The sequence below is a fragment of the Rathayibacter sp. PhB1 genome (assembly GCF_004362935.1).
In the GTDB taxonomy this organism is placed as follows: Bacteria; Actinomycetota; Actinomycetes; order Actinomycetales; family Microbacteriaceae; genus Rathayibacter; species Rathayibacter festucae.
This window is the reverse complement of sequence record NZ_SNYD01000004.1, coordinates 440159-458824: the sequence shown is the minus strand read 5'-3', so window position 1 is coordinate 458824 and position 18666 is coordinate 440159. Positions and strand designations below refer to the sequence as shown.

The window sequence follows — 18666 nt, the reverse complement described above, 5'->3', positions numbered from 1 at the left end:
CGAGCCGGTCCGGCTGATCCGCTCTACGCCGTCCGGGCGGTGACCCGGTCGGCGAGCTCGCGGAGCTCCGCGACGCCCTCCTCGCGCAGCGGCGCGTCCGGCAGCACGGCCAGCGCGGCCTCGACGTCGCGGGCGATGCGCTCCTCGAGCCGGTCGAGCGCCCCGGAGCCCGCCACGATCTCCTGAGCGCGGGCGATGTCGTCGGCGCTCGCGTCCGCACGGCCCACCACGGCGTCGAGCTCGTCGCGCTCGCCCGCCGAGGCGGCCGCGCGGGCGAGGCCGAGCAGCACGGTCCGCTTGCCCTCGCGGAGGTCGTCGCCGGCGGGCTTCCCGGTCACGGCCGGATCGCCGAAGACCCCCAGCACGTCGTCGCGCAGCTGGAAGGCGATGCCGAGCGGCAGGCCGAACCGGCGCAGGGCGTCGATCTGGGCGTCGTCGCCGCCGCCGAGCGAGCCGCCGATGGTCAGCGGCGCCTCGATGCTGTACTTCGCGCTCTTGAAGACGACCACGCGCTCCGAGCGCTCGAGGTGCTCGTGCTCGGGGTGCCGCACCCAGGCGCTCTCCTCGAGGATGTCGAGGTACTGGCCCAGGGTCACCTCCGTGCGCATCAGGTTGAACTCCGCCCGGGCCCGCGCCGCGGCGGTGCGGTCCTCGAGCGCCCACTCGGCGTCCGCGAAGATCTCGTCGGACCAGACCAGCAGCAGATCGCCGAGGAGGATCGCCGAGGAGCGGCCGAACTCGTCCGCGTCGCCCGACCAGCCGCCGCCCGCGTGCAGCGACGCGAAGCGGCGGTGCGCCGAGGGGGCGCCCCGGCGGGTGTCGGAGTTGTCGATCACGTCGTCGTGGACCAGGGCCGCGGCGTGGAACAGCTCCAGGCTCGCGCCGACCCGGGCGATCGGATCCGAGGCGCTCCGGTGCGCGTCGCTCGGGACCGCGGAGACCGCCGTCCAGCCCGCCTCGCAGAAGCGCGCCCGGAAGCGCTTGCCCCCGCTGAGAAAGTCCCGCGAAAGGTCGCCGAGGGCGGAGACGTCCTCTCCGATGGAGCGCAGAATTGGCGTGCGCCCGGTGAGGAATTCATCGATTCGGAACTGGACGCGATCGACCAGACGAGTGCTGTGGTTCACCCGACCAGCCTATGCACCGATGGCGCCTGGCGCCTCGGCGGGCCGCGGTCTACACTGAAGCGCCACCAGCCCGGTCGAGCAGACCGCCCGCCCACCCTCGGTGCCGTCCCCGCCGGGTCGACGCCACACCCTGAAGGGGTCCCGATGCCGCTTTCGGAACACGAGCAACGGCTCCTCGACGAGATGGAGCGCAATCTCTATCAGAACGACGCCGACTTCGTCGCGGCGGTCAGCAAGGGCCGGGGCGGCACCAACTACCGCGCGCTCGTGCTCGGCATCCTCCTCGCCATCGTCGGCCTGGGAGTCCTCGTCGCCGGCGTGATCGTCCGTCAGCCCCTCGTGGGCGTCGCCGGCTTCGCGCTGATGCTGGCCGGCGTGGTCGTCGCGATGCGCCCCGCGCCCGGCGGCTCCACCACCTCCGGAATCCCCGAGGCGGGTCGGCCCTCGAAGCCGCGCTCCGCAAGCGGACGCCAGGGGTCCAACTTCATTGACCGTCTGAACGACCGGTGGGACAACCGCGGCGACGGCCGCTCCTAGCGCTCCACGGCGCGGGTCCTCCACCCCGCACCACCCACAGGGTCGATCCTCACGGATCGGCCCTTTTTTCGTGCCCGGACGCTCCCCGGGAGTGCGATTCCCCTCCACTGCGCTCCACCGCTGCGGATCCGCGGAACGACGCGGATCAACAGGGTGACTGCGGCGCGCCGCGGCGGTTCGGAGGGTTGTGGGTGGGGGGAAGTGGAGTACTGTGGGGCCCACACCAACCTTGGCCGGAGAGAAGTGGGGGCAGTCCGTTGTTCCTCGGCACTCATTCCCCCAAGCTCGACGAGAAGGGCCGCGTCATCCTTCCCGCCAAGTTCCGCGACGAGCTCTCCTCCGGAGTCGTCGTCACGCGCGGCCAGGAGCGGTGCCTCTACGTCTTCAGCCAGCGCGAGTTCGAGGCGATGCACGAGAAGATCCGCCAGGCGCCGGTCACCAGCAAGCAGGCCCGCGACTTCCTCCGCGTGTTCCTCTCCGGCGCCAGCGCCGAGACGCCGGACAAGCAGAACCGCATCACCCTCCCGGCACCGCTGCGGGCCTACGCCGGTCTCGACCGCGACCTCACCGTCATCGGTGCGGGCAATCGCGCCGAGATCTGGGCCCAGGACGCCTGGGACAGCTACCTCACCGAGCAGGAGTCCGTGTTCTCCGACACCGAGGAGGAGGTGATCCCCGGACTGTTCTAGCTCCTGCCGCGCGACTCCCAGCCACTCGGCGCCCGGACGCACCTTCCCCGGTGTCCGGTCGTGAGCTGGATGGGGATCGGACGGCAGGAACAGGACGGCGGGACCGCCATGACAGAGAATACCGAGAGCACCCCTGCGCACCGCGCCGACGTGCGCCCCGACGACGCGACCCGCGCCGACGCGCGCCCGACCGAGGAGCGGCACCTCCCCGTGCTGCTCGAGCGCTGCGTCGAGCTGCTCGCTCCGGCGCTCGAGCGCGACGGCGCCGTGCTCGTCGACGCGACGCTCGGCATGGGTGGCCACTCGCTCGCGCTGCTCGAGCGCTTCCCGCGCCTCCACCTCGTCGGCCTCGACCGCGACCGGGAGGCCCTCGAGCTGGCGGGTGCCCGGCTCGCCGCGCACTCCGCGCGGATCGACCTCGTGCACGCCGTCTACGACGAGCTGCCCGACGTCCTCGACGAGCTCGGCATCGACACGATCGACGGCGCCCTCTTCGACCTCGGCGTCTCCTCGCTGCAGCTCGACGAGACCGAGCGCGGCTTCTCCTACTCCAAGGACGCTCCGCTGGACATGCGGATGGACGCGTCGGCGCCGCTCACCGCGGCGAGCATCCTCGCGGACTACGACGAGATCGCGCTCCGGCGGATCTTCCACGAGTACGGCGAGGAGCGGCTCGCGGCGCGCTACGCCAAGAAGATCGTCGAGGCCCGCGCGTCGGCGCCGATCGTGCGCTCCGGCCGGCTCGTCGAGATCATCCAGGCGGCGACCCCGGTCGCGATCCAGCGCAACGGGCACCCGGCCAAGCGCGTCTTCCAGGCGCTGCGCATCGAGGTCAACCAGGAGCTCTCCGTGCTCGAGCGGGCGATCCCCGCCGCACTCGGCCGGATCGCCGTCGGCGGGCGCCTCGTCGTCGAGGCGTACCAGTCGCTCGAGGACCGCATCGTCAAGCGCGCCCTGCAGGCCGCCTCCTCCTCCACGGCGCCGGTCGGCCTGCCGATGGAGCTGCCCGAGCACCGACCCGAGTTCCGGCTCGTCATCCGCGGCGCCGAGCTCGCCTCGGACGACGAGAAGGCCGCCAACCCCCGAGCAACACCCGTGCGACTGCGCGCGGCCGAGAGGATCAGGAGCACCGCATGAGCGCGACCGCCGTCATCGACCCCGTCATCGACCGCAGCACCGCACGACCGGCGCAGCCCGCCGAGCCGGCCCAGCGACCCCGCATCGAGGCGGTCCCCGCTCCGGTGCGCCAGGCCCGGCCGAAGCTCGTCTACGGGATCGTCGCCGTCGCGGGGCTGTTCGCGATCATCGTGATCCAGCTCCTGGTCAGCGTCGGCCTCTCCGAGGGCGCCTACCAGATCGCGACGCTGCAGGGCGAGCAGAAGACGCTCACCCGCGGCAACGCGGAGAAGCAGGACGCTGTCGACACCCTCAGCTCGCCGCAGAACCTCGCGACCGCCGCGCAGGGTCTGGGCATGGTCGCGAACACCGCGCCCGTCTACCTCCGCCTCTCCGACGGTGCCGTGCTGGGCGATCCCGCCACCGCCGCCGCGAGCGAGGTCGGCACCGCCGCGACCGCCTCCGCCGTGCCGAACGCGCTGATCGCACCGCCGGCCGCCGCGGCCGCACCGGGCTCCGCCACGGCGGTTGCACCGCTGCAGGGCGAGCTGCCCGCCCCGATCACGCACTGACTCCGCCCGAGCACGCACTGAGCCGCTCCGACCACGCACCGAAGGGCCCCTAGCGCCGTGAGACACCACCGTTCGAGCAGGCGACGCACCGCCGTCACCTTCCTCGTCATCGCCGCCGTCGTCGGACTGTTCATCGGCAAGCTGGTCGACATCCAGGTCGTCCGCGCCAACGAGCTGACCGACGAGGCGGCGCAGAACCAGTCGAACAGCGTCATCACCTACGGCACCCGCGGCTCGATCGTCGACCGCTCCGGCACGGTGCTCGCCGACGCCACGACCCGGTACCGGCTGACGACCTCGCCGAAGAACGTCGCGGAGTTCCTGCGCGAGATGCCCGACGGCCAGGAGGTGATGGTCAGCGTCGAGCAGGCCGCCTCCGAGATCGGCGCCATCACCGGGCAGACGGTCCCGCAGATCGTCACGGCCGTGAGCGACGCGGTCGCGAAGGACCCGAAGGCGAACTACCTGATCCTCTCCGAGGGCCTCGACCTCGAGGCGTACCAGAAGCTCGTCGCCCTCGACATCCCGTGGACCTACTTCGAGACGCAGCAGGGCCGGACGTATCCGAACGGCGCGGTCGCCGGCAACCTGGTCGGCTACGTGGGCGGCGACGGCGCCGCGCAGGAGGGCATGGAGTACGCCGAGAACGCCTGCCTCGCCGGGGCCAACGGCTCCGAGAGCTACGAGCGCAGCGCCGACTACGTCCGCATCCCCGGCAGCACCGTGGCGGAGACCCCCGCGGTCGACGGCGGGACGCTCGAGCTCACGATCGACGCCGACCTGCAGTACTACTCGCAGCAGGTGCTCGCGCAGCGGGTCGCCGAGGTCGGCGGCAGCTACGGGATCGTCGTGGTGCAGGAGGTCAAGACCGGCAAGCTCCTGACCGTCGCCGAGACGCCGACCGTCGATCCGAACAACGTCGCCGCCAGCGCGCCAGACGACCGCAGCTCGCGGGCGTTCCGCGCTCCGTTCGAGCCGGGATCGACCTTCAAGCCGATGACCGCGGCGATGCTGATCGATCAGGGCCTCGCGAGCCCGACGAGCCAGGTCGTCGTCCCCGACACCTTCGAGAAGGACGGCGCCTCCTTCAGCGACGACTTCGCGCACACGCCCACGAACTACACGCTGACCGGGATCCTCAAGGACTCCTCGAACGTCGGTATCGCGATGATGGGCTCCAAGCTCTCCGCCTCGCAGCGCTACGACTACCTGACGAAGTTCGGCCTCGGCGCCTCGACCGCCGTGGGCTTCCCGGGCGAGTCCGGCGGCCTCCTCGCGGACTCCGACGACTGGGACAACCAGACCAACTACACGACCATGTTCGGCCAGGGCGTCTCGGCGACCGCGGTCCAGGTGGCGAGCATCTACCAGACCCTCGGCAACGGCGGGGTGCGCCTGCCCGCGCAGCTGGTCGAGGGCTGCACCACGCCCGACGGCTCCGTGATCGACGTGCCCGACAGCACCGGGACCCCGGTGGTCTCCGCCGGTGCCGCGAAGGACGTCGTGGACATGCTGCAGACCCACTACAACGAGGGCTGGCTGGCGAACGACATCCACGTCGACGGCTACAACATCGCCACCAAGACCGGCACGGCGCAGCAGCCGGACGGCAAAGGCGGCTACTCGAAGAGCTACACCGTCTCGCTGGCCGGCCTCGCCCCCGCGGAGGACCCGGAGTACGTCGTGACGGTCACCATCGCCGATCCGGTTAAGATGAACACGTCCCAGGCGACGGCCCCCGTGTTCCAGCAGGTCATGACCCAGGTGCTCAAGACCAACCGGGTGGAGCCGTCCACGGTCCCGCCGGTCGAGTACCCCACCACGTGGTGACCGCCCTCCCCGGGACCAGACGCAGCAGACCAGAGACAGCACCGGCGCGAGAGACAGCACGGCCACGAGAGACAGCACCAGCAGGAGAGAGAGGGCGGGCATTGCACGACACTCGCCCGCAGTCCTCCCTCCGGCCCGAGCACCCGGCACCGCGCGCGCTCGCGCAGCTCGTCGCCGAGTTCTCGCTCGGGCCCGTCCGCGGGATCGACGGCGTCGAGGTCAGCGGGGTCACCCTCGACTCGCGCTGCGTCCAGCCGGGCGACCTCTACGTCGGCGTCGCCGGCCGAGCCGCGCACGGCGCCGCCTTCGCGACCGGTGCCGCCGCCGCGGGAGCGGTCGCGGTGCTGACCGATCCCGAGGGCGCCGAGCTGGCCGCCGGCAGCGGCCTCCCCGTGCTCGTCACGCCCGACCCCCGCGCCGCCCTCGGCGACGTCGCGGCCTGGATCCACCGCACCCGCGAGGACGCGCCGACGCTGTTCGGCGTGACCGGGACCAACGGCAAGACGAGCGTGGTCTACCTGCTCGACGCGCTGCTGCGCCGCCTCGGCGTCGTCTCCGGTCTCAGCTCGACCGCCGAGCGCCGCATCGGCGACGTGGCGGTCGTCAGCTCGCTGACCACCCCGGAGGCGAGCGAGCTGCACGCGCTGCTCGCCCGGATGCGCGAGTCCGCGGTCCGCGCGGTCTCCATCGAGGTCTCCGCGCAGGCGCTCACCCGCCACCGGATCGACGGCCTCGTCTTCGACGTCGTCGGCTTCACCAACCTGACGCACGACCACCTCGACGACTACACCGACATGGCGCACTACTTCGAGGCGAAGGCCGACCTGTTCGGTCCGGACCGCGCGCGCCGCGGCGTGGTGACCGTCGACAGCAGCTGGGGCCGCGAGCTCGTCGAGCGCAGCCGCATCCCCGTGACGACGCTCGCCAGCTCGCCCGTCGTCGGAGTCGCTCCGAGCACGCCGGCCGACTGGTCGATGACCGTCGTCGAGGGCACCGCCGACGGCACGACCTTCCGCCTCGAAGGGCCCGAGAACCGCTCGGTCGTCGTGAGCATCCCGCTGATCGGCTGGTACATGGCGGCCAACGCGGCGCTCGCGATCGTCATGCTCGTCGAGTCCGGCTTCGACCTCGAGGCGATCGCGCACACCCTCGAGGAGGGCGTGCTCGACGTCTACATCCCGGGGCGGGCCGAGCGCGTCTCCGGCGACCGCGGCCCCCGCGTCTACGTCGACTACGGCCACACCCCGGACGCGTTCTCGAACGCGCTCGAGGCGCTGCGGGCGCTGACGCCCGGCCGGCTGATCATGGTCTTCGGCGCCGACGGCGACCGCGACACCACGAAGCGCGCCGACATGGGGCGCATCGCCGCCGAGCTGTCCGACGTCGTGATCGTGACCGACTTCCACCCGCGCTGGGAGGACCCGGCGGCGATCCGCGCCGTCCTTCTCGCCGCGGCGACCGAGGCCGCGCCCGGCCGGGAGATCCACGAGATCCCCGACCCGCGGGCCGCCGTGCGGGCGGCCGTCGCCCTCGCGGACGAGGGCGATGCGATCCTCTACGCCGGACCCGGCCACGAGGACTATCAGGAGATTGCAGGAGTGCACATGCCGTATTCGGCCAGAGACGACGTCCGGCAGGCCCTGCGCGAGGCGGGCTGGCTCTAGATGATCGCCCTGACCCTCACCGAGATCGCCGCGGCCGTCTCCGGCCGGCTGCACCTCGCCGGCTCCTCCGCGAACGCGAGCACCGTCGTCGACGGCGCGACCGAGACCGATTCGCGCGAGATCGCGCCCGGCGGCATCTTCGTCGCCAAGCGCGGCGAGCACACCGACGGCCACCTCTTCGCTCCCGTCGCCGTCGAGCGCGGCGCCGCCCTGCTGATCGTCGAGCGGCCGCTCGACCTCGACGTGCCGCAGGTGCTCGTCGACGACTCCGTCGAGGCGCTGGGCGCCCTGGCGACCGAGGTCGTCCGCCGCGTGCGCGCGCTCGGAAACCTCACCGTCCTCGCGGTCACCGGCTCCAACGGCAAGACGACCACCAAGAACCTCCTCCGCACGATCCTCGAGCGCGAGGGCGAGACCGTCGCCCCGCAGGGCTCGTTCAACAACGAGGTCGGCGCGCCGATCACGATGCTGAAGGTGTCGCCCTCGACGCGCTTCCTGGTGGCCGAGATGGGCGCGAGCGCGGTCGGCGAGATCCGCCGCCTCGTCCGGATGGCGAAGCCCGACGTCGGGATCGTCCTCGCGGTGGGCCTCGCCCACGCCGGTGAGTTCGGCGGCATCGAGCGCACCCTCGAGGCGAAGACCGAGATGGTCGCCGACCTGACGGCCGACGACGTCGCGGTGCTCAACGCCGACGACGGCCGCGTCGCCTCGATGCAGGCGAGGACCGCCGCCCGGGTGCTGTGGTTCGGCCACGGCGAGCAGGCCGACGTCCGCGCCGTCGACATCGAGCCGACGGCCGAGGGCACGCGCTTCACCGTCGAGATCAGCGCGGGGGAGGGTCGCGAGGCCGCCCGCGCCGAGCTCTTCCTCCGCGTCCTCGGCGAGCACCACGTGATGAACGCGCTGGCGGCCACCGCGGCCGCGCTCTCCGTCGGCGTCCCGCTCGACGCGATCGTCGACGCGCTCGGCACCGTCACGCTCGCCGAGCGCTGGCGCATGCAGGTGCTCGGCGGCGCCGACGTCACGGTCGTCAACGACGCGTACAACGCCAGCCCCGACTCCACCGCCGCCGCCCTGCGGACCCTCGCCCAGATCGCGAAGCCGGAGGGGCGCACCGTCGCGGTCCTCGGCGAGATGAGCGAGCTGGGGGAGTGGGCCGACGAGGAGCACGACCGCGTGGGCCTGCTCGCCGTCCGGCTCAACATCGCGCAGATCGTGGTGGTCGGCGCGAAGGCGCGACGGATCCACGTCGCCGCCGAGCGCGAGGGCTCGTGGAGCGGCGAGTCCGTCTTCGTCGAGACCGCCGACGAGGCCTACGACCTGCTCGACGGCTATCTTCGGAGCGGCGACACCGTCCTGGTGAAGTCGTCCAACTCCGCCGGGCTGCGATTCCTCGGCGACCGACTGGGAGAGCGCCACCGATGAGAGCACTCCTTCTGGCCGGAGCCTTCTCCGGCGCCTTCACGCTGCTGCTGACGCCCCTGTTCATCCGGCTGTTCCACCGCCTGCAGTGGGGCCAGTTCATCCGCGAGGACGGACCAAAGTCGCACCACGTCAAGCACGGCACGGCGACGATGGGCGGCATCGTCATCATCATCGCCACCGTGGCGGGCTACTTCCTCGGCTCGCTCTTCGGCAACCGGGCGCTCGCGCCGTCGGCGCTGCTGGTGCTGTTCATGATGGTCGGGCTCGGCTTCGTCGGCTTCATCGACGACTTCCTGAAGACCCGCAATCAGCGCAGCCTCGGGCTCGGCGGCTGGGCCAAGATCGCCGGGCAGATCATCGTCGCGGCGGCGTTCGCGGTCATCGCGATCATGGTGCGCGACTCCAACGGACTGACGCCGGCCTCGACGTCGATCTCGTTCATCCGCGACCTGCCCTTCGACTTCGCCGCGCTCGGCTGGATCGGCATCGGGCTGTTCGTGCTCTGGATCTGCGTGATCGTGACCAGCACGTCCAACGGCGTCAACGTCGCGGACGGCCTCGACGGCCTCGCGACCGGCTCGTCGATCCTCGCGATCGGCTCCTACGTCATCATCGGCTTCTGGCAGTCCAACCAGTGGTGCTTCGATGCGCAGCTCAACCCCGAGGTGGCCGACAAGTGCTACCAGGTGAGCGATCCGTTCGACCTCGCGATCATCGCCGCGGCGATCTCCGGCGCGCTCGTGGGCTTCCTCTGGTGGAACACCTCGCCCGCGCAGATCTTCATGGGCGACACCGGCTCGCTGGGCCTCGGCGGCGCCCTCGCGGCTCTCGCGATCCTCACCCGCACCGAGCTGCTCGTCATCCTGATCGGCGGCCTGTTTGTCATCGTCACCGGCTCGGTGATCGTGCAGCGGATCTACTTCAAGCTCACCCGGGGCAAGCGCATCTTCCTGATGAGCCCGCTCCATCACCACTTCGAGCTCAAGGGCTGGGCCGAGATCACGGTGGTGGTCCGCTTCTGGATCATCGCCGGCATCTTCGTCGCGGCCGGCGTCGGGCTCTTCTACCTCGAATGGCTCTCCCTGGCATGACCGCTCCCGCCTCGTCCGCCCGCCCCGAGTCGCTGACCAGCTGGCACGCCGACTGGCGCGGCCTTCGCGTCGCCGTGCTCGGCCTCGGGGTCACCGGCTTCTCCGTCGCCGACACGCTGACCGAGCTGGGCGCCGAGGTGCTCGTCCTGGCCGACCGCGCCGACGAGGAGCGCGAGCGCCTGCTCGAGGTGATCGGGGCGCGCCTGCATCGGGCCGAGCGGCTCGACCGCGTCCCGGAGGAGCTGGCGTCGTTCGACCCCGAGCTCGTCGTCGTCTCGCCCGGCTTCGCGCCGACGCATCCGATCGTCGCGTGGGCGGGGGAGTCGGGCATCGCACTCTGGGGCGACGTCGAGCTCGCCTGGCGTGTGCGCGACAAGGTCGTCCGCGCCGACGGCAGCCCGGCCGACTGGGTGCTGGTCACCGGCACGAACGGCAAGACGACGACCGTGCAGCTCACCGCGACGATGCTCGTCGCCGGCGGGCTGCGCGCGGCCCCCTGCGGCAACATCGGCATCCCGGTGCTCGACGCGGTCCGCGACCCGCAGGGCTTCGACGTGCTGGTCGTCGAGCTCTCCAGCTACCAGCTGCACTACCTCGGTCGGATCGAGCCGCTCGCGAGCACCTGCCTGAACATCGCCGACGACCACCTCGACTGGCACGGCACCTTCGAGGCCTATCGCGCCGCGAAGGCGAAGGTGTACGCGAACACCCGGGTCGCCTGCGTCTACAACCGCGCCGACGCCGCCACCGAGCAGATGGTGGTCGACGCCGAGGTGATCGAGGGCGCGCGCGCGATCGGCTTCGGCCTCGGGGTCCCCGGGCCGAGCGACTTCGGCGTCGTCGACGGCATCCTCTGCGACCGCGCCTTCCTCGAGGACCGCGCGACGAGCGCGATCGAGATCGCGACCGTCGACGAGCTCGCCGCCCGCGGACTCGCCGCCCCGCACATCGTGCAGAACGTGCTGGCGGCCGCCGCGCTCTCGCGGGCCTGCGGCATCGAGCCCGCCGCCGTCCGCCGCGCCCTCGCGACCTTCGAGCTCGACGCGCACCGCATCCAGGTGGTCGCGGAGAGCTCCGGCGTGGTCTGGGTGAACGACTCCAAGGCCACCAATCCGCACGCCGCCGACGCCTCGCTCCGGGCCTACCCGTCCGTCGTCTGGCTCGTCGGCGGGCTGCTGAAGGGCGTCGACATCGACGCTCTCGTGGGCGCCCACGTCGGCCGCCTGCGCGGCGCCGTGGTCATCGGCGCGGACCGCGCGGAGGTCCTCGAGGCATTCCGGCGACACGCGCCCGCCCTCCCCGTGACCGAGGTGGTCCCGGATGACACTGGGGCGGTGATGCAGGCGGCCGTCGAGGCCGCCGCGGTGCTCGCCCGCACGGGCGACGTCGTCCTGCTCGCACCTGCTGCGGCGTCGATGGACCAGTTCCGCGACTACGCGGAGCGGGGCCGCTTCTTCGCGGCCGCCGTGGCGACGTATCTGGGAGGGGGAGCCGATGACCGCTCCGACGACGAACCGCAGCCCGGGCCGCTCGCGCACTGACCGCTCGCGCGCCGAGGCGACCGAGGGCGAACAGCACAGGGAGCGCGGCGGACTGCGCACCGCGCGGATCGTGCTCGCCCGCGTCCTCGCCTCGGGATCGCCGAACTTCTTCCTGCTCTTCGGCACGACGCTCTTCCTCGTGCTCTTCGGGCTGACGATGGTGCTCTCCTCCTCGTCGGTCACCTCCTACGTCCGGAGCGACGACTCCTTCGGCGGCTTCTTCCGCCAGGGCGGCTTCGCCCTGCTCGGCGTGCCGCTGATGCTCGTGGTGTCGCGGGTGCCGATCCGCTTCTGGAAGAAGGCCACACCGCTCCTGCTCGGGGCCGGCTGCGTCCTGCAGCTGCTCGTGCTGTTCTCGCCGCTCGGCTGGGAGGTCGGCGGCAACCGCAACTGGCTGCGGATCGGCGGCTTCACGATGCAGCCGTCCGAGATCATCAAGCTCGCGCTCGCGCTCTGGCTCGGCCTGCTGCTCGCCCGCCGCTACCGCGGCCCCAAGGACTGGAAGGACGCGCTGATGCCCGTCCTGATCGTCGCGGGCGGCTCGATCGGCCTCGTCCTCGGCGGCGGCGACCTCGGCACCGTCCTGATCCTCGCCGGCATCGTCCTGGCCGCGCTCTTCTACGCGAACGTGCAGATGAAGGTGCTGATCCCGATCGTGCTCGTCGGCGCGGTCGGCGCCGTGCTCTTCGCCGTCTCGAGCGAGAACCGGCTGACCCGGATCATGTCCTTCCTCGGCGACTGCTCGGGCTCGGAGCAGTACGAGACCTCCTGCTGGCAGCCCGTGCACGGCACCTGGGCGATGGCCTCCGGCGGCATCTTCGGCGTCGGCCTCGGCAACTCCAAGGCCAAGTGGTCCTGGCTGCCCGCGGCCGACAACGACTACATCTTCGCGATCATCGGCGAGGAGCTCGGCCTGATCGGGGCGATCGTGGTACTCGCGCTCTTCGTCGTCCTCGCGATCGCGTTCTTCCGCATCATCCACGCGTCCACCGACCCGTTCGTCCGCATCACCACGGGCGCGGTCATGGTCTGGCTGATCGGCCAGGCGTTCGTCAACATCGGGGTGGTGCTCGGGGTGCTCCCGGTGCTCGGAGTGCCGCTGCCGCTGATCTCCTCCGGAGGCACCGCCCTGCTCAGCTCGCTCCTCGCCATCGGCGTCGTGCTCTCCTTCGCACGCCACCAGACCTCGCCGAGCGACGGCGCCGCCGCGCGCGCCGCCAAGAAGGCCGCCGCCCGATGACCCGCTTCCTGCTCGCCGGCGGCGGCACCGCCGGCCACGTCAATCCGCTGCTCGCGACCGCGGACGAGATCCGCGCGCGGAACGCGGACGACGAGGTCCTCGTCCTCGGAACGGCCGAGGGACTCGAGGCCCGACTGGTCCCGCTCCGCGGCTACGAGCTGTCGGTGATCCCGCGCCTGCCGTTCCCGCGCCGTCCCAATCGCGCCGCCCTGCGCTTTCCGTCGGCCTTCCGCGCGACGATCGACGGCATCGTCCGCACCCTCCGCGAGCGCCGGATCGACGCGGTCGTCGGCTTCGGCGGCTACGCGGCCGCACCCGCCTACCTCGCCGCCCGGCGCGCCGGGATCCCGTTCGTGGTGCACGAGGCCAACGCCCGGCCGGGGCTCGCCAACCGGCTCGGCGCCCGTTTCACGCCGTACGTCGGCGTCGCCTTCGAGGGGACGCCGCTGCGGAACGCGCAGGTCGTCGGCATGCCGCTGCGCCGCGAGATCGCGCAGCTGGACCGCGCGGCCGTGCGCGACGAGGCGATGGCCGCCTTCGGTCTCGATCCCGCGCGCCGCACCCTTCTCGTCACCGGCGGCTCGCTCGGCGCCCGGCGGATCAACGCGACCGTGCACGCGAGTGCCGCCGCGCTCGTCGCGACCGGGTTCCAGGTGCTGCACATCACCGGCGACCGCGCCGAGATCACCGACCCCGGCGTCGCGGGGTACCACCTGCTGGCCTACTGCGACCGGATGGACCTCGCTCTCGCCGCCGCGGACGTCGCGGTCTCCCGCGCCGGAGCGGCCACCGTGAGCGAGCTCAGCGCGCTCGGCCTGCCCGCGGTGTACGTGCCCTACCCGGTCGGCAACGGCGAGCAGCGCTTCAACGCGCGCGGTGTCGTCGACGCGGGCGGCGCGCTCCTCGTCGAGGACGCGGCGTTCACCCCGGCGTGGGTCTCGAGCGACCTTGTGCCGCTCCTGCACGACGCTCCGCGCCTCGCCGAGACGGGCCGCCGTGCCGCGTCCGTCGGCGTGCGCGACGGCTCCGGCCGGCTGGTCGACCTCATCGGGTCCGGTCTCCGTCCGCACTGATCGCTCCGCGGTTAAACTGATCCCTTCGCCCGGCTTGCGGCACCCCGCACGCCGAGCCGACCACCCGAAAGCGAGAGCCCCGTGATCAAGCCCGACCTCGGCATCACCGTCCCCGACGAGCTCGGCTCGGTCCACTTCATCGGCATCGGCGGCTCGGGGATGAGCGGGATCGCGCGGCTGTTCCACCGCGCCGGTCACCGCGTCACCGGCTCCGACGTGCGCGAGTCGCACCCGATCGAGCAGCTCCGCGAGCTCGGCATCCCGGTCGCCATCGGGCACGACGCCGCGCACCTCGGCGATGCCGAGGCCGTCGTCGTCACGTCGGCACTCTGGCCGGACAACCCCGAGTACCTGCTGGCGAAGGAGCGCGGCCTGCCCGTCCTGCACCGCTCGCAGGCGCTCGCCTGGCTCGTCCGCGGCAAGCGCCTGGTCGCCGTCGCCGGCGCACACGGGAAGACCACCTCGACCGGCATGATCGTCACCGGTCTGCTCGGTCTCGACGCCGACCCCAGCTTCGTCAACGGCGGCATCATCGAGGGCCTCGGCACCTCCTCCGCGGCCGGCTCCGGCGAGGTCTTCGTCGTCGAGGCGGACGAGTCGGACGGCAGCTTCCTGCTCTACGACACCGCGGTGTCGCTCGTCACCAACGTCGACCCCGACCACCTCGACCACTACGGCTCGCTCGAGGCGTTCGAGGAGGCGTTCGTCACCTTCACCTCGAGCGCCCGGGAGCTGGTGGTCATCTCCTCCGACGACCCCGGCGCCGTCAGCGTCACCCGCCGCATCGACGGACCGAAGGTCCTGACCTTCGGCGAGGCGGAGGGCTCGAACGTCCGCGTCGTCGACCTCGAGCTGGTCGGCCCGGTCGGCTTCACCGTCGAGTACGAGGGCCGCCGCTACACGACGCGACTGCGCATCCCGGGCCGCCACAACGCGATCAACGCGGCGGGCGCCTTCGCCGTGCTCGTCGGCCTCGGCTTCGAACCGGCTCCGGCCCTCGCCGCGATCTCCGGGTTCGGCGGCACGGAGCGCCGCTTCGAGCTGCACGGCGCCGTGCGCGGCGTGAGCGTCTACGACGACTACGCGCACCACCCCACCGAGGTCGCCGCCGCCCTGTCGGCCGCGAGGACCGTCGTCGGCTCCGGCCGGATCATCGCCGTGCACCAGCCGCACCTCTACAGCCGCACCCGGCTCTTCGCCCGCGAGTTCGCCGAGGCGCTGGAGACCTACGCCGACGAGACGATCGTCCTCGACGTCTACGGCGCTCGCGAGGACCCCGAGCCCGGCGTCACCGGCGCGCTGGTGAGCGAGAAGTTCGCCGATCCCTCGCACGTCTCGTTCCTCGCCGACTGGCAGGAGGCGTCCCGTCGCACCGCGGAGATCGCGCGCGAGGGCGACTTCGTGATCACCCTCGGCTGCGGCGACGTCTACCGGATCATCCCGCAGCTGCTCGAGTCGCTCGGCGCGAGCGAGGTCGCGCCGGTCGCGCGATGAAGCGGCCGGACGGCGTGCGGCCGCCGAGCGGAGTGCGCTCAGCCCCCGCTCGTCCGGCGAGCCCTCCGCCGGTGGAGCCGCGTCCGTCCAGTCACGACGAGCACCCCACCGAGCCGATCCGGCTGACGACGCCGGCGTCGCTGCGGGTGCCGTCCGCTCCCCGGAGTGCGGCAGGGAAGCTGCAGGCCGAGCGGCTGAAGGCGGAGAAGGCGGCGGAGGCCGGGAGATCGGCGAAGGCGGCGATCGCCGCGCCCACGAAGTTCGCACCCACGGAGTCCGCACCCACGAAGTCCGCTTCCGCGGAGGCGAAGCCGGAGAAGGCGGGACCCGCGAAGGCGGAGCCCACCACGGCCGAGTCGGAGAGGACTCCGCCCGACACGGCGGCCGAGTCGCGGAGGACGCCGCTGTCCCGGCTCCGAGGACTCCCATTGCCCGGGTCGGAGGGCCGCGCGCTCGCGAAGGCGGCTCGGGAGCGCCGGCGCTTCGAGCGCGGCGAGGTCCGCCGCTTCACCAAGCGCGCGCGCCGCCGCCGCACCATCGCGCTGGTCACGGCCGGCTCGCTCGTCCTCCTCGCGCTGGTCGTCGCCGCGGCGGCCTACTCGCCGCTGATGGCCGTGAAGACGATCGAGATCACCGGCACCCAGCGCGTCAGCGCCCAGGACATCCAGGACTCGCTCGCCGACCAGGTCGGGGTGCCGCTCACGCTGGTGGACCGCGCCGCCGTCGGGCGGGTGCTCGGCAGCTACCCCCTGGTGCGCAGCTACTCCGTGCAGACGCGACCGCCGAGCACGCTGATCGTCAGCGTCGTCGAGCGGACCCCGGTCGGCGTGATCGCCGACGGTGCCGAGTTCGACCTCGTCGACCCGGCGGGCGTGGTGATCGAGACGGCGCCCGCCGCGCAGGAGGGCTACCCGCTGCTCAGCACGCCGACCGGCTCCGCCTCGGGAGCGGCGTTCCGCGCGACCGCACGGGTGCTGCTCACCCTGCCGGAGTCGCTCGAGAGCCAGGTCGCCTCGGCGGCCGCGACCACGGGGGACGACGTCTCCCTGACCCTCGCGGACGGCGCCGTCGTCTTCTGGGGCGGGTCGGACGACTCCGCGCTCAAGGCCGTCGTCCTGGAGAAGCTGATGGCGGCGACGGATCCCGCGGCGGTCGCCTCCTACGACGTCTCCTCGCCCGAGGCCGCCGTCGTCGCCCGGCGGTGAGCGGCGCGCCGGACGGATCCACACGGCTCTTTTCCGATTGCGGGCGTGTCTGTCGCAGCGCGGCGCGCACTCCGCCTACCGTCGAGCCCACACCCCAAATGCATACTCAGCATAACTTTAAGCCTCAACTACAGGTTTAAGGTTCAGCCCGGAGGCCGGACACGTGACTTCAAACCAGAACTACCTCGCCGTGATCAAGGTCGTCGGCATCGGCGGTGGCGGCGTCAACGCCGTCAACCGCATGATCGAGCTCGGCCTCCGCGGCGTCGAGTTCATCGCGATCAACACCGACGCGCAGGCGCTGCTGCTCAGCGACGCGGACGTCAAGCTCGACGTCGGCCGCGAGTTGACCCGCGGACTCGGCGCCGGCGCCGACCCCGAGGTCGGCCGCCGCGCCGCCGAGGACCACGCGGAGGAGATCGAGGAGGTGCTCGCGGGCGCCGACATGGTCTTCGTCACCGCGGGCGAGGGCGGCGGCACCGGCACCGGCGGCGCGCCCGTCGTGGCGCGCATCGCGAAGTCGATCGGCGCGCTCACCATCGGTGTCGTCACGAAGCCCTTCGGCTTCGAGGGCCGCCGCCGCCAGACCCAGGCCGAGGCGGGTGTCGCGACCCTGAAGAACGAGGTCGACACCCTCATCGTCGTCCCGAACGACCGCCTGCTCGAGATCAGCGACCGCGGCATCTCGATGCTCGAGGCCTTCGCCACGGCCGACCAGGTGCTGCTCGCCGGTGTCCAGGGCATCACCGACCTGATCACCACCCCCGGTCTGATCAACCTCGACTTCGCCGACGTCAAGTCGGTCATGCAGGGCGCCGGCTCCGCGCTGATGGGCATCGGCTCGTCGCGCGGGGCGGACCGGGCGATCAAGGCGGCCGAGCTGGCCGTCGCGTCCCCGCTGCTCGAGGCGAGCATCGACGGCGCGCACGGCGTGCTGCTCTCCATCCAGGGCGGATCGAACCTCGGCATCTTCGAGATCAACGACGCGGCGCGCCTGGTCCAGGAGGCCGTGCACCCCGAGGCGAACATCATCTTCGGCGCCGTGATCGACGACACCCTCGGCGACGAGGTGCGCGTCACCGTGATCGCGGCGGGCTTCGACGGCGGTGAGCCCGGCGCGACCGGTCCCGCGGCCGTCGCCGCGCCGCGCCCGCAGCAGAGCCTGCCCGTGGAGGCGTCGTCCGAGCCCGCCCCGGCCCCCGCCGCCGCTCCGTCGGCCGGGTCGATCTGGTCGAGCACCCCCGTCGCCGCGCCGGCTCCCGTCGCCGACCCGTCGTTCGACGACGACGAGAGCGACCTCGACATCCCCGACTTCCTCAAGTAGTCGCCGCCGTGGTGGATCGCGAGCTGGCCGAGCGCTGGGCCTCGGTGACCGAGCAGGTCGCCGACGCCGCCCGCTCGGCCGGTCGCGACCCGTCGGAGCTGACCACGATCGTGGTCACCAAGTACCACCCCGTCTCCCTCCTGCGTGACCTCCTCGAGCTCGGCGTCGCCGACTTCGGCGAGAACCGCCACCAGGAGGCGCAGGAGAAGGCGGCCGAGCTCGCCGGCACGCCCGCGCGCTGGCACTACATCGGCCAGCTGCAGAGCAAGAAGGCGCGGCAGGTGAAGCGCTACGCGAGCTCGATCCACTCGGTCGACCGGCTCGCCCTGGTGCCTCTCCTCGACGCCGGCCCGCCCGAGCCCGGGCAGGCGCCGCTCGACGTGTTCCTGCAGGTGAACCTGACCGACGACCCCGACCGCGGGGGAGCGGCAGCCGACGAGGTCGAGCCGCTCGCGGAGGCCCTCGCGGCCGCCCCGGGGCTGGCCCTGCGCGGCGTGATGGCCGTCGCTCCGCTGGGCGAGGAGCCCCGCCCGGCCTTCGCGCGGCTGCGCGCGATCTCGGAGCGCGTGCGGTCGATCGACCCCGGAGCGACCGACATCTCCGCCGGCATGTCGAACGACTTCGCCGAGGCGATCGCCGAGGGTGCGACACACCTGCGAATCGGGTCGGCAATCACCGGCAATCGGCCCGCCCGCCCGTAGCCTCGTCGTGACCCAGCTGTGGGTGCGACGACAACACGGA

At 72.3% G+C, this 18666-nt stretch carries 17 protein-coding genes; 15 read left to right on the top strand and 2 right to left on the bottom strand.

Annotated features, from left to right (window positions below):
• Window positions 1-23 precede the first annotated feature (23 nt).
• Window positions 24-1124 carry a polyprenyl synthetase family protein gene (locus EDF17_RS12555; RefSeq protein ID WP_123446128.1) on the bottom strand — a complete coding sequence of 367 codons (1101 nt, stop codon included), beginning with the start codon at window positions 1122-1124 and terminating at the stop codon, window positions 24-26.
• 144 nt (window positions 1125-1268) lie between these two features.
• Between EDF17_RS12555 and EDF17_RS12550 the strand changes: the two genes are divergently transcribed.
• The 12 genes from EDF17_RS12550 to murC all read left to right on the top strand — a co-directional run bounded on the left by EDF17_RS12550 (window position 1269) and on the right by murC (window position 15396).
• Complete coding sequence (locus tag EDF17_RS12550) at window positions 1269-1661, top strand: DUF3040 domain-containing protein (RefSeq protein ID WP_123446129.1); 393 nt, start codon at window positions 1269-1271, stop codon at window positions 1659-1661.
• A gap of 257 nt (window positions 1662-1918) precedes the next feature.
• A complete protein-coding gene (mraZ, locus tag EDF17_RS12545; protein WP_123446130.1) occupies window positions 1919-2350 on the top strand; it encodes a division/cell wall cluster transcriptional repressor MraZ in 432 nt (143 codons plus the stop codon).
• 108 nt (window positions 2351-2458) lie between these two features.
• Window positions 2459-3487, top strand: a complete 1029-nt coding sequence (gene rsmH / locus EDF17_RS12540) for a 16S rRNA (cytosine(1402)-N(4))-methyltransferase RsmH (RefSeq protein WP_123446131.1) — start codon at window positions 2459-2461, stop codon at window positions 3485-3487.
• Entirely contained in the window at window positions 3484-4038 is a 555-nt protein-coding gene (locus EDF17_RS12535) for a hypothetical protein (RefSeq protein WP_123446132.1), read from the top strand. The genes rsmH and EDF17_RS12535 overlap by 4 nt, the downstream gene beginning before the upstream one ends.
• Window positions 4039-4095: 57 nt before the next feature.
• Window positions 4096-5868, top strand: a complete 1773-nt coding sequence (locus tag EDF17_RS12530) for a penicillin-binding protein 2 (protein WP_243732876.1) — start codon at window positions 4096-4098, stop codon at window positions 5866-5868.
• Between the two features lie 101 nt (window positions 5869-5969).
• The gene (locus EDF17_RS12525) at window positions 5970-7532 is read left to right on the top strand and encodes a UDP-N-acetylmuramoyl-L-alanyl-D-glutamate--2,6-diaminopimelate ligase (RefSeq protein ID WP_123446133.1); all 1563 of its coding nucleotides are present in this window, start codon (window positions 5970-5972) and stop codon (window positions 7530-7532) included.
• A complete protein-coding gene (gene murF / locus EDF17_RS12520; protein WP_123446134.1) occupies window positions 7533-8957 on the top strand; it encodes a UDP-N-acetylmuramoyl-tripeptide--D-alanyl-D-alanine ligase in 1425 nt (474 codons plus the stop codon). It abuts the gene before it with no gap.
• A complete protein-coding gene (gene mraY, locus EDF17_RS12515; protein WP_123446135.1) occupies window positions 8954-10048 on the top strand; it encodes a phospho-N-acetylmuramoyl-pentapeptide-transferase in 1095 nt (364 codons plus the stop codon). The genes murF and mraY overlap by 4 nt, the downstream gene beginning before the upstream one ends.
• Entirely contained in the window at window positions 10045-11589 is a 1545-nt protein-coding gene (murD, locus tag EDF17_RS12510; protein ID WP_123446136.1) for a UDP-N-acetylmuramoyl-L-alanine--D-glutamate ligase, read from the top strand. The genes mraY and murD overlap by 4 nt, the downstream gene beginning before the upstream one ends.
• A complete protein-coding gene (ftsW, locus tag EDF17_RS12505; protein ID WP_123446137.1) occupies window positions 11543-12829 on the top strand; it encodes a putative lipid II flippase FtsW in 1287 nt (428 codons plus the stop codon). Before murD ends, ftsW begins: the two co-directional genes overlap by 47 nt.
• A complete protein-coding gene (locus tag EDF17_RS12500) occupies window positions 12826-13902 on the top strand; it encodes a UDP-N-acetylglucosamine--N-acetylmuramyl-(pentapeptide) pyrophosphoryl-undecaprenol N-acetylglucosamine transferase (RefSeq protein WP_123446138.1) in 1077 nt (358 codons plus the stop codon). The genes ftsW and EDF17_RS12500 overlap by 4 nt, the downstream gene beginning before the upstream one ends.
• A gap of 81 nt (window positions 13903-13983) precedes the next feature.
• Complete coding sequence (gene murC / locus EDF17_RS12495) at window positions 13984-15396, top strand: UDP-N-acetylmuramate--L-alanine ligase (RefSeq protein WP_123446139.1); 1413 nt, start codon at window positions 13984-13986, stop codon at window positions 15394-15396.
• Between the two features lie 91 nt (window positions 15397-15487).
• Here murC and EDF17_RS19895 read toward each other — a convergent pair whose 3' ends face one another.
• Window positions 15488-15775 carry a hypothetical protein gene (locus tag EDF17_RS19895; RefSeq protein WP_166649669.1) on the bottom strand — a complete coding sequence of 96 codons (288 nt, stop codon included), beginning with the start codon at window positions 15773-15775 and terminating at the stop codon, window positions 15488-15490.
• A gap of 49 nt (window positions 15776-15824) precedes the next feature.
• Here EDF17_RS19895 and EDF17_RS19890 point away from each other — a divergent pair, with 49 nt between their 5' ends.
• From EDF17_RS19890 to EDF17_RS12480, 3 genes are all read left to right on the top strand, one after another.
• Window positions 15825-16601, top strand: coding sequence for an FtsQ-type POTRA domain-containing protein (locus EDF17_RS19890; protein ID WP_166649668.1), 777 nt, complete (start codon window positions 15825-15827; stop codon window positions 16599-16601).
• Window positions 16602-16764: 163 nt separating this feature from the next.
• Entirely contained in the window at window positions 16765-17925 is a 1161-nt protein-coding gene (gene ftsZ / locus EDF17_RS12485) for a cell division protein FtsZ (RefSeq protein WP_123446141.1), read from the top strand.
• A gap of 8 nt (window positions 17926-17933) precedes the next feature.
• Window positions 17934-18626, top strand: coding sequence for a YggS family pyridoxal phosphate-dependent enzyme (locus EDF17_RS12480; RefSeq protein WP_243587144.1), 693 nt, complete (start codon window positions 17934-17936; stop codon window positions 18624-18626).
• Window positions 18627-18666 lie beyond the last annotated feature (40 nt).

Coding starts and splice junctions, on each gene's coding strand:
- EDF17_RS12550 (WP_123446129.1), top strand. CDS start 1,269: ATGCCGCTTTCGGAACACGAGCAACGGCTCCTCGACGAGATGGAGCGC.
- rsmH (WP_123446131.1), top strand. CDS start 2,459: ATGACAGAGAATACCGAGAGCACCCCTGCGCACCGCGCCGACGTGCGC.
- EDF17_RS12535 (WP_123446132.1), top strand. CDS start 3,484: ATGAGCGCGACCGCCGTCATCGACCCCGTCATCGACCGCAGCACCGCA.
- murF (WP_123446134.1), top strand. CDS start 7,533: ATGATCGCCCTGACCCTCACCGAGATCGCCGCGGCCGTCTCCGGCCGG.
- mraY (WP_123446135.1), top strand. CDS start 8,954: ATGAGAGCACTCCTTCTGGCCGGAGCCTTCTCCGGCGCCTTCACGCTG.
- murD (WP_123446136.1), top strand. CDS start 10,045: ATGACCGCTCCCGCCTCGTCCGCCCGCCCCGAGTCGCTGACCAGCTGG.
- ftsW (WP_123446137.1), top strand. CDS start 11,543: ATGACCGCTCCGACGACGAACCGCAGCCCGGGCCGCTCGCGCACTGAC.
- EDF17_RS12500 (WP_123446138.1), top strand. CDS start 12,826: ATGACCCGCTTCCTGCTCGCCGGCGGCGGCACCGCCGGCCACGTCAAT.